This is a genomic window from Pasteurella sp. P03HT (assembly GCF_054052285.1).
In genome coordinates this window covers 1-2,961 of sequence record NZ_JBSIUM010000013.1, presented here as the reverse complement: position 1 = coordinate 2,961, position 2,961 = coordinate 1, and the positions used below count along the sequence as shown (strand labels likewise).

The following is a 2,961-nucleotide window of genomic DNA, read 5'->3' as shown; positions in this document are numbered from 1 at the left end:
CTACAACAACCCTTACTGACTCTAAGTCAGGGATGACTCATCTCGAGGCAAGTTTCGTGCTTAGATGCTTTCAGCACTTATCTCTTCCGCATTTAGCTACCCAGCAATGCCTCTGGCGAGACAACTGGAACACCAGTGATGCGTCCACTCCGGTCCTCTCGTACTAGGAGCAGCCCCTCTCAATCATCCAACGCCCACGGCAGATAGGGACCGAACTGTCTCACGACGTTCTAAACCCAGCTCGCGTACCACTTTAAATGGCGAACAGCCATACCCTTGGGACCTACTTCAGCCCCAGGATGTGATGAGCCGACATCGAGGTGCCAAACACCGCCGTCGATATGAACTCTTGGGCGGTATCAGCCTGTTATCCCCGGAGTACCTTTTATCCGTTGAGCGATGGCCCTTCCATTCAGAACCACCGGATCACTATGACCTGCTTTCGCACCTGCTCGACTTGTCTGTCTCGCAGTTAAGCTTGCTTATACCATTGCACTAACCTGACGATGTCCGACCGTCATTAGCAAACCTTCGTGCTCCTCCGTTACTCTTTGGGAGGAGACCGCCCCAGTCAAACTACCCACCAGACACTGTCCGAGAACGCGTTTCGCATCCTTCGTTAGAACATCAAACGTTAAAGGGTGGTATTTCAAGGACGACTCCAACAACACTGGCGTGTCATCTTCAAAGTCTCCCACCTATCCTACACATCAAAATTCAATGTTCAGTGTCAAGCTATAGTAAAGGTTCACGGGGTCTTTCCGTCTAGCCGCGGGTACACCGCATCTTCACGGCGATTTCAATTTCACTGAGTCTCGGGTGGAGACAGCCTGGCCATCATTATGCCATTCGTGCAGGTCGGAACTTACCCGACAAGGAATTTCGCTACCTTAGGACCGTTATAGTTACGGCCGCCGTTTACTGGGGCTTCGATCAGGAGCTTCTCTTTCGATAACACCATCAATTAACCTTCCAGCACCGGGCAGGCATCACACCCTATACGTCCACTTTCGTGTTTGCAGAGTGCTGTGTTTTTAATAAACAGTTGCAGCCAGCTGGTATCTTCGACTTACTTCACCTTCATCCGCAAGGGATTACAATTACGGTAAGCGCACCTTCTCCCGAAGTTACGGTGCTATTTTGCCTAGTTCCTTCACCCGAGTTCTCTCAAGCGCCTGAGTATTCTCTACCTGACCACCTGTGTCGGTTTTCAGTACGGTTTAGATAAACCTGAAGCTTAGTGGCTTTTCCTGGAAGCAGGGTATCAGTTACTTCAGTGCCGTAGCACCTCGTCATCAGCTCTCAGTGTTATGAATGTCCGGATTTGCCTAAACATTCCACCTACCACCTTAAACGACCATCCAACAGGTCGATAACCTAACCTTCTCCGTCCCCACATCGCAGTTTATCCAAGTACGGGAATATTAACCCGTTTCCCATCGACTACGCTTTTCAGCCTCGCCTTAGGGGCCGACTCACCCTGCCCCGATTAACGTTGGACAGGAACCCTTGGTCTTCCGGCGAACGAGTTTTTCACTCGTTTTATCGTTACTTATGTCAGCATTCGCACTTGTGATACGTCCAGCAACCCTCTCAAGTCACCTTCATCCGCTTACACAACGCTCCCCTACCCAACAGTATTGCTACTGATGCCGCAGCTTCGGTGCTATATTTAGCCCCGTTACATCTTCCGCGCAGGCCGACTCGACTAGTGAGCTATTACGCTTTCTTTAAATGATGGCTGCTTCTAAGCCAACATCCTAGCTGTCTAAGCCTTCCCACTTCGTTTCCCACTTAATATAGACTTTGGGACCTTAGCTGGCGGTCTGGGTTGTTTCCCTCTCCACGACGAACGTTAGCACCCGCCGTGTGTCTCCTGAGTATCACTCTTCGGTATTCGCAGTTTGCATCGGGTTGGTAATCCGGGATGGACCCCTAGCCGAAACAGTGCTCTACCCCCGAAGGTGTCCGCTCAAGGCTCTACCTAAATAGATTTCGGGGAGAACCAGCTATCTCCCGGTTTGATTGGCCTTTCACCCCCAGCCACAAGTCATCCGCTAATTTTTCAACATTAGTCGGTTCGGTCCTCCAGTTAGTGTTACCCAACCTTCAACCTGCCCATGGCTAGATCACCGGGTTTCGGGTCTATACCTTGCAACTCAACGCCCAGTTAAGACTCGGTTTCCCTTCGGCTCCCTTATTCAGTTAACCTCGCTACAAAATATAAGTCGCTGACCCATTATACAAAAGGTACGCAGTCACCCTTTCAGGCTCCCACTGCTTGTACGTACACGGTTTCAGGTTCTATTTCACTCCCCTCACCGGGGTTCTTTTCGCCTTTCCTTCACAGTACTGGTTCACTATCGGTCAATCAGGAGTATTTAGCCTTGGAGGATGGTCCCCCCATCTTCAAACAGGATTTCTCGTGTCCCGCCCTACTTATCGTTAGCTCAGTACCACCACAAACACTTCAAGTACGGGGCTATCACCCTGTCTCGCTGAGCTTCCCAGCTCATTCCTCTGTCTTTGTCGCTATTACTAACAGGCTCCTCCGCTTTCGCTCGCCGCTACTCACAGAATCTCGGTTGATTTCTTTTCCTCGGGGTACTTAGATGTTTCAGTTCTCCCGGTTCGCCTCATTAACCTATGAATTCAGTTAATGATAGTAGATTCTTCATCTACTGGGTTTCCCCATTCGGATATCTTGGATTAAACGCTTCTTATCAACTCATCCAAGCTTTTCGCAGATTAGCACGTCCTTCTTCGCCTCTGATTGCCTAGGCATCCACCGTGTACGCTTAGTCACTTAACTATACAACCTCAAGTATTCTCAATAACAAAAATACTTCTCTACAGGCTGTTCGATAAACGTCTAAACACTTGCACGCCTTTTTTCATGCAAGATTTTCTTCATTACTCAGACTTTCTTTCGAAAATCTCTCAGTTTTCAGCTTGTTTCCA

General features: G+C 49.3%; 1 rRNA gene. It reads right to left on the bottom strand.

From position 1 onward, the window contains the following. Positions 1-2,812 (bottom strand): 23S ribosomal RNA (locus tag ACWIT3_RS09510); the annotation flags it as partial. Positions 2,813-2,961: the final 149 nt, after the last annotated feature.